Origin of the sequence: Sphingomonas sp. CCH9-E2, assembly GCF_001557215.1 — a bacterium.
Lineage (GTDB): Bacteria > Pseudomonadota > Alphaproteobacteria > Sphingomonadales > Sphingomonadaceae > Sphingomonas.
Genome location: NZ_LSJM01000019.1, coordinates 1 through 6,951 on the forward strand (window position 1 = coordinate 1; position 6,951 = coordinate 6,951).

The window sequence follows — 6,951 nt, forward strand, 5'->3', positions numbered from 1 at the left end:
CAGCACTTCACTTATCCCCTCCCGCAAGCGGAAGAGGGTTAAGTGAAGTGCTGGTGGTGACTTACTTTGACGCTCCCCCGTTCCGGGGAGGAATAAAAAAGGCCGGGGTTGCCCCCGGCCTTCTCTCCTTCCCTGCCCCCTATCACAGGGAAGGAAAGCCCATCACTCGGCGTATTTCACCGAGCAGCCATAGGGCGTGGTCTGGGCGACCGAGACCTGTTTCCCGGCCTTGATCTCGTTCAGCGCGGCGAGCACGTGGTTGCGTGCCGACCCCATTTCCTCGACGCGGGCGGCGGGTTTGTCGTCGATGCCGCCCTGGAAGCGCAGCACGCCTGCGCCGTCGATGATGTACATGTGCGGGGTAGTCTTGGCGGCATAGCCCTTGCCCACCACGCCCTTGGGATCGAGCAGGTAATGCGCCGGACTCGCCTTCTTGTCCGCGACCCATTTCTGCGCCTCGGCACCCTGCATATAGCCCTGCTTCCCCGGTGCGCCCGAGTTGATCGTCAGCCACACCACGCCGCCCGCCTTGGCCGCGGCCTGGGTCTTTTGCATATTGCCTTCATAATGGCGCTGCACGAACGGGCAGCCGGGGTTGTTCCACTCCAGCACCACGGTCTTGCCCTTGAAGTCGCTGAGCTGAACGGTCTTGCCGCTGGCGTCGGTCAGCTTGAAGTCGGTCGCCTTTTGACCGTTGGTCTGTTGCGCGGCGGCGGGGAGTGCGAGCGCCGCGAGGGTTGCTGCGGCAAATGGGATCAGTCGGTGCATCGGCTCATCTCCTTGATCTGCGGTTCATTTGCCCCCGGTTAGCTCGGTCAACATGCCTTGGGTGAGAAGCTGCGGCAAGACCTGAGGCTCGGTCGCGCCCGCCGGATACCAGAGGTAGAGCGGCACGCCCGCGCGGTTGTGGCGTTCGATGAAGCGGCCGAGCGCGGGGTCGCCGTCGGTCCAGTCACCGACCAGGACGGTGACGCCGCCCTTGGCAAAGGCGTCGCGCACCGCGTCGGTCTCGATCGCGGCCTTTTCATTGACCTTGCACGTCACGCACCAGTCGGCGGTGAAATAGGCGAAGACGGGTCTGTTCTGGGCGCGCAGCTCGGCGAGCTTCGCTTCGCTGAACGGCTGCGCGCCGGACGCGGTTGCTGCTGCAGCGGCGGGCTTTTCGATGCGGCCGACCAGCCACATGCCGCCGATCACGATCGCGAGGCTCATCGCCCAAGCGATGCCGTTCCCCGCCCCGCGCGCTTGTCGGCGACCAAGCGCCCAGAGCACGACGCCGAGCGCGAGCGCGACGATGAGGCCGGTGGCCATGCCGTTGACCCCGGTGAGGCCGCCGAGCACCCAGGCGAGCGCAATCGCGGTGAGGAACATCGGGATCGCCAGGATCTTGCGGAAACTGTCCATCCACGCGCCAGGTTTCGGCAGCATCCTGCGGAGCGCGGGGACGAAGCCGAGCAGCAGGAACGGCAGCGCGAGGCCGAGGCCGAGGCCGAGGAAGATCAGCAGCGCGATATACCAGGGGAGCACGAGCGCTGCGCCAAGCGCTGCCCCCATGAACGGTCCGGTGCACGGCGTGGCGATGAACGCGGCGAGCGCGCCGGTCATGAAGGCGCTGCCGGAACCTCCGCTGGCGAGGCGGCCGGCGAACTTCGGCGTCATCAACTCGAACAGCCCGGCGAGGTTGAGCGCGATGCCGAGGACGAGGAGCAGGAGGAACAGGATGACGCGCGGATCGGTGAGCTGGAACGCCCAGCCGACGCTCGCCCCCGCCGCGCGCAGGCCGAGCATGAGGCCGCCGAGCGCGAGGACGACGAGGACCACGCCCGCGGTGTAAGCGAGACCCTCGGCGCGGGCATGCGCCTCGCTGGTGCCGCTCTTGGCGAGGCTGAGTGCCTTGAGGCTGAGGATCGGGAAGACGCACGGCATGATGTTGAGGATCAGCCCGCCGAGCAGCGCGCCGCCGAGCGCGAACAGGGCTGCGCTCCAGTCGATGCCGACTGGCGCTGCGGGGGCGGCGGCGACGGTGCCGGGGATTGCGGTGAGCGCGAAGCCGTCGCGCTCGCCGGTCGCGAGGATGCCCTCCAGCCGTTCGGGGACTTTCGACCCGGCCTTGACCGACACGATCAGCGTGTCGCCGTCGCGGGTGACGCTCTGCGGCGCGGAATAGGTGACGGCGTCCGGGGTCTGCGCGAAGAAATAGGCATCCTTCCACAGATCGACCGAGGCTGGAAACGGGATCGCGATGCGCAGCGTGCCGTCGGTGACCTGGAACTTGGCTTCGCTGCCGAGCGGCTTGGGCAGCAGGCGGCGCCACTGGTCGAACTGGGCGCGGCGTTCGGGGGTGATCGTGCCGTCGCCGACGGTGAGACTCAGCGTCAGATTTTCGGTTTCGGGGACGCAGATTTCGTCGGTGCAGATGAGGTAGGCCGCGCGCACCGCGATCGGGAGCTTCGTGCCCGGGGCGAGGCCGGCGGGGATCTTCAGCGTTGCGAACTGAGTGTAATTGCCCTTGTAGATATAGTTCATGATGCCGGCGATCATCAGCCGCGTCGGCACCGGGTAACGCAGCTCCCCTGCCGTCACGCCCTGGGGCAGCGTCCAGTCGAGCCGCGTGTCGAGGCCGGCCTCGCCCGGGTTCTTCCAATATCCGTGCCAGCCGGGATCGGGTTTGGCGACGAAGGCGATCGTGACCTCGCTGCCCGGAGCGGGGGTGTCGCTTTCGGCGAGCAGATCGACGGTCAGGTTGTTCTGGCCCGCGGGCTGCGCAGCGGTGGGCAGCGCGACCAGCGCCAGCAGGAATGTCACCAAAGCGAAACCGAATCTGCGCATTGACCACCCTTGCCGTACCGATGTCGTGGGAACATAGCGGGCGCGGCCATTTTTGCCATGCCGGAGGGACCATGCTCGCTCGATTGCTCGCCACTGCCATGCTCGTCGCCGTTCCGGTTGCGGCACAGGAAACTCCCCCCGCGCCTGCTCCGGCGGCCCCGCCCAAGCTGATCGTCACGATTTCGGTGGACCAGTTTTCGACCGATCTGTTCGCCGCCTATCGCCCCTATTTCACCGGCGGGCTGGCGCGACTGGCGCGCGGCGTGGTCTTTTCGGGCTATCAGAGCCACGCGGCGACCGAGACCTGCCCCGGCCACTCGACGATCCTGACCGGCGCGCGTCCGTCGCGAAACGGGATCGTTGCGAACGACTGGGTCGATCTGAAAACCGCGCGTGAGGACAAGACGATCTATTGCGCCGAGGACGAGCGCGTTCCGGGCAGCACCTCGGAGAAATATACCGTGTCGCCGGTGCATCTGCTGGTCCCGACGCTGGGCGATCGGATGAAGGCCGCAACCCCGGCGACGCGCGTCGTATCGGTGTCGGCCAAGGATCGCGCAGCGGTGATGATGGGCGGCAAGAGCGCCGACCAGACCTGGTGGTGGGGTGGCAAGGGCTTTGTCAGCTACACCGGCACCGCCGAGGCACCGATCGTCACCCGCGCCAATGCCACGATCGCCGCGCAGATCGCCAAGGCGCAGCCGGCGCTGGAGCTGCCCGACTATTGCAAGCCGCGCGACGTTGCGGTGAGCGCGGGCAGCCGCACCGTCGGCACCGGACGCTTCGCGCGTGAAGCCGGGGACAGCCGCGCCTTCCGCGCATCGCCGGAGATGGACGGCGCGACGCTGGCGCTGGCGGCGGCGTTCTTCGAGGAGATGAAGCTCGGCCGCGGCGACGCGACCGATGTGCTGATCGTGGGTGCGTCGGCGACCGATTATGTCGGCCATGGCTATGGCACCGAGGGCACCGAAATGTGCCTGCAGTTGACCAGCCTCGACCGCGATCTGGGCGCGTTCTTTGACGTGCTCGACCGCAGCGGGGTGGATTATCAGGTGGTGCTGACAGCCGATCATGGCGGCCACGATCTGCCCGAGCGCAATGTGCTGCACGGCATCCCCGATGCCGCGCGCGCGCAGACCGGGCTGTCGTCCAAGCCGATGAGCGACAAGGTTGCGGCGAAGCTGAAGCTGGGCGAAAGACGCGTCCTGTGGGGCGGCAACTTCGGGGATATCTATGTCGACCCGAAGCTGGCGCCCAAGCTGCGCGCCAAGGTGCTGGCCGAGGCGGTCGCACAATATCGCGCGCATCCGCAGGTTGCCGCGGTCTTCACTGCTGACGAGATCATGGCGACGCCGAGCCCGAGTGGGCCGCCGGAAAGCTGGACGCTGATTCAGCGCGTGCGGGCGTCCTATTATCCCGGCCGGTCGGGCGACTTCTATGTCGCGCTCAAGCCGCGCGTGACGCCGATCCCGGTGCCCGGCGGGTCGGTCGCGACGCATGGCAGCATCTGGGACTATGACCGCCGCGTGCCGATCCTGTTCTGGCGCAAGGGCATAACTCCGTTCGACCAGCCCAATGGCGTGGAGACCGTCGACATCCTGCCGACGCTGGCGAGCGTGATCGGCCTGAAGATCGATCCCAAGGAGATCGACGGGCGGTGTCTGGACCTGGATTCGGGACCGGGAAGCAGCTGCCGCTGAACCAGGAAATGGTGTCCCGGAGAGGATTCGAACCTCCGACCTGCGGTTTAGGAAACCGTTGCTCTATCCTGCTGAGCTACCGAGACACTGCGGGCTGGTTAGTTTGCGCTGCTCGCCCGGTCAATTGCGCTGGTCGGGCGGGATGACCGGCAGCGGCAAGGGCGCGACGGGGACGCCGTCTTCGATCAGCGCCTTGGCCTCGGCGATGCTGGCCTGGCCGTGGATCGGCGCGACGCTTTCCTCGCCCGCATGCATCGCGCGCGCCTTGTCGGCGAAGGACATGCCGACCCATTGCGAGCCCTCCAGCATCCTGGCCTGAACCTGCGCCAGCGCGGCCATCAGCGCCTTGGGGTCCGGGGTCGCTGCTGCGGGGGTAGCGGGGGTGCGGTTGCCCTTGGCGGGGATGTTCGGGGCCATCACCGCTTTGGCGATATCAGCGTCGCCGCAAATCGGACAGGTCAGGAGGCCGCGGGCGCGCTGATCCTCATAATCGGCGCTCGATCCGAACCACGCCTCGAACACATGGGTCCGGGTGCATTTAAGGTCGAACACGATCATGCGCGGGTCACCGGTGGGATCGGGCGGCGATGCGCGATGGCGGGGACGCGGCTGCGCACGTCGGTGACGCGGGCGGGGTCGATCTCGACGAAACCGAGGCCGGCGGGTTCGCCCATGTCGAGCAACACCTCGCCCCAGGGGTCGATCGCGAGGCTGTGGCCATAGGTGGCGCGGCCGTCTTCGTGCGTGCCGGTCTGCGCGGCGGCGATGACATGCACCCCGGCCTCGATCGCTCGGGCGCGGAGGAGGGTGTGCCAATGCGCTGCGCCCGTCGGCCGGGTGAAGGCGGCGGGCACGGCGAGCAGGGTTGCACCGGCATCGGTCAGCGCGCGAAACAGGTCCGGGAAGCGGATATCGTAGCAGATCGCGAGACCGAGCGGGCCAAGCGGCGTCTCCACCACCACTGCACGGTCGCCCGGGGCATAGGTGTCAGATTCGCGCCAGCGCTCGCCGGTCGGCAGGTCGACGTCGAACAGATGCAGCTTGTCATAGGTCGCCCGGATCGCGCCGTCGGCGTCGATCACGAAGCCGCGATTGACGAACCGACCGTCATCACCGCGCAACGCCAGCGAGCCGAGATGGACCCAGATGCCATCGCGCGCCGCAGCCTCGCGCACGGCGGCGAGCACCGGATCGTCGGCTTGCGCCACGATCGACGCTGCGCCGCGCTGACGATCCCGGTCGAGCAGTCCCGACATTTCGGGGGTGAAGAGCATCGCTGCACCCTCCCCCGCCGCCGATGCGATTGTCTCGGTCAGCGTGCGCGCATTGGCCACCGGGTCGATCCCGCTGGTCATCTGAAGGATCGCGGCGCGCATCGGCTGGCTCACGTGCCGAGCAAGGCGTCCAGCCTGCCCTCACGCTCCAGCGCCATGAGGTCGTCCGAACCGCCGATATGCGCGCCGTCGATGAAGATCTGCGGCACGGTGGTGCGGCCATTGGCGCGCTGGAGCATCTCCGCCCGCTTGGGCCCGCCCATGGTGAGGTCGAATTCCTCATATGCCGCGCCCTTGCTGTCGAGCAGTGCCTTGGCGCGGTGGCAGTAACCGCAAAATGCCTTGGTATAGATTTCGATCTTGGCCATGGTCCCGAGTTGTGGATCGCGACCGCGCTTGTCAATCCGCCTCCGCATCATCGATCACCCGCGCCCAGCACAGGATCGTCACCTTGGCGGCGCCGGCGCGCTTGAGGATGCGTGCGCAGGCGGTGGTCGTCGCGCCGCTGGTGTGAACGTCGTCGACCAGAATGATCGCCTTGCCGCGAACGGCTTGCTTCGCGCCAGGAGCGAGCGCGAAGGCTCCGGCAACCGCCTTGGCGCGGCCGCGGGGGCCGAGGCCGCGCAGCACTGGGGTGGCCTTGACCCGGCGGAGCAGATCGGGCGCGACCGGCACGTGCGACGCGGTGCCGAGCGCGCGGGCGATGAGCAGCGCCTGGTTGAACCCCCGCCCCCAGATGCGCCAGCGGTGCAGCGGCACCGGCACGAGCAATTCGGCGTCGTCGGGCATGAGGCGCACCATCAGCCGCGCGGCGGTGATGGCGAAGCCGGTCCGCCCGCCATATTTGAGGCGCAAAGCCAGCGCCCGCGCCGCTGGGCCATAGGCGACTGCGGCCCGCACTCCGTCATGGACCGGCGCATCGGCCAGGCATTCGCCGCACTGCGCACCCGGACCGCGATCCCGCTCGAAGGGCAAATTGCAGGTTGCGCACCAAGGCGGCGCGATCAGGCGCATCCCGCTCCAGCAAACGGCGCAGAAGCGGTGATCGGCATCGACCACATCGCCACAGCCTGGGCAGCGTGGAGGCAGCGCCAGGCCGATCAGGTCGAGCAACGGTTGACGCACCCCCATGCAACGCTTGTCGCGCG

Annotated in this window: 7 protein-coding genes and 1 tRNA gene; 1 reads left to right on the forward strand and 7 read right to left on the reverse strand. The window is 67.9% G+C overall.

Going from position 1 to position 6,951, the window contains the following annotated elements:
• Positions 1-162: 162 nt before the first annotated feature.
• Together AX681_RS00990 and AX681_RS00995 are read right to left on the reverse strand one after the other, a co-directional pair.
• Entirely contained in the window at positions 163-768 is a 606-nt protein-coding gene (locus tag AX681_RS00990) for a redoxin domain-containing protein (protein WP_066656255.1), read from the reverse strand.
• A gap of 24 nt (positions 769-792) precedes the next feature.
• Positions 793-2,829 (reverse strand): protein-disulfide reductase DsbD family protein, encoded by a 2,037-nt coding sequence (locus tag AX681_RS00995; protein ID WP_066656254.1) that lies wholly within the window; start codon positions 2,827-2,829, stop codon positions 793-795.
• A 71-nt stretch (positions 2,830-2,900) separates the two neighbouring features.
• On the opposite strand from AX681_RS00995, the gene AX681_RS01000 reads away from it, so the two are divergent.
• Complete coding sequence (locus AX681_RS01000; protein ID WP_066656253.1) at positions 2,901-4,529, forward strand: alkaline phosphatase family protein; 1,629 nt, start codon at positions 2,901-2,903, stop codon at positions 4,527-4,529.
• Positions 4,530-4,538: 9 nt separating this feature from the next.
• Here the strand turns inward: AX681_RS01000 and AX681_RS01005 are convergent.
• From AX681_RS01005 to AX681_RS01025, 5 genes are all read right to left on the reverse strand, one after another.
• Positions 4,539-4,615 (reverse strand) — tRNA-Arg (locus tag AX681_RS01005).
• A 34-nt stretch (positions 4,616-4,649) separates the two neighbouring features.
• Positions 4,650-5,087: a DUF1178 family protein gene (locus AX681_RS01010; RefSeq protein WP_066681544.1), complete on the reverse strand. Its 438-nt coding sequence runs from the start codon at positions 5,085-5,087 to the stop codon at positions 4,650-4,652.
• Complete coding sequence (locus tag AX681_RS01015; protein ID WP_066663486.1) at positions 5,084-5,905, reverse strand: carbon-nitrogen hydrolase family protein; 822 nt, start codon at positions 5,903-5,905, stop codon at positions 5,084-5,086. The genes AX681_RS01010 and AX681_RS01015 overlap by 4 nt, the downstream gene beginning before the upstream one ends.
• An 8-nt stretch (positions 5,906-5,913) precedes the next feature.
• Positions 5,914-6,171, reverse strand: a complete 258-nt coding sequence (gene grxC, locus AX681_RS01020; RefSeq protein ID WP_066663484.1) for a glutaredoxin 3 — start codon at positions 6,169-6,171, stop codon at positions 5,914-5,916.
• A 31-nt stretch (positions 6,172-6,202) separates the two neighbouring features.
• Positions 6,203-6,934: a ComF family protein gene (locus AX681_RS01025; RefSeq protein WP_066663489.1), complete on the reverse strand. Its 732-nt coding sequence runs from the start codon at positions 6,932-6,934 to the stop codon at positions 6,203-6,205.
• Positions 6,935-6,951 lie beyond the last annotated feature (17 nt).

Excerpts from the sequence above, each read along its gene's own strand:
- AX681_RS00990 (WP_066656255.1), bottom strand. The coding sequence starts at position 768 with ATGCACCGACTGATCCCATTTGCCGCAGCAACCCTCGCGGCGCTCGCA.
- AX681_RS00995 (WP_066656254.1), bottom strand. The coding sequence starts at position 2,829 with ATGCGCAGATTCGGTTTCGCTTTGGTGACATTCCTGCTGGCGCTGGTC.
- AX681_RS01000 (WP_066656253.1), top strand. The coding sequence starts at position 2,901 with ATGCTCGCTCGATTGCTCGCCACTGCCATGCTCGTCGCCGTTCCGGTT.
- AX681_RS01010 (WP_066681544.1), bottom strand. The coding sequence starts at position 5,087 with ATGATCGTGTTCGACCTTAAATGCACCCGGACCCATGTGTTCGAGGCG.
- AX681_RS01015 (WP_066663486.1), bottom strand. The coding sequence starts at position 5,905 with ATGCGCGCCGCGATCCTTCAGATGACCAGCGGGATCGACCCGGTGGCC.
- grxC (WP_066663484.1), bottom strand. The coding sequence starts at position 6,171 with ATGGCCAAGATCGAAATCTATACCAAGGCATTTTGCGGTTACTGCCAC.
- AX681_RS01025 (WP_066663489.1), bottom strand. The coding sequence starts at position 6,934 with ATGGGGGTGCGTCAACCGTTGCTCGACCTGATCGGCCTGGCGCTGCCT.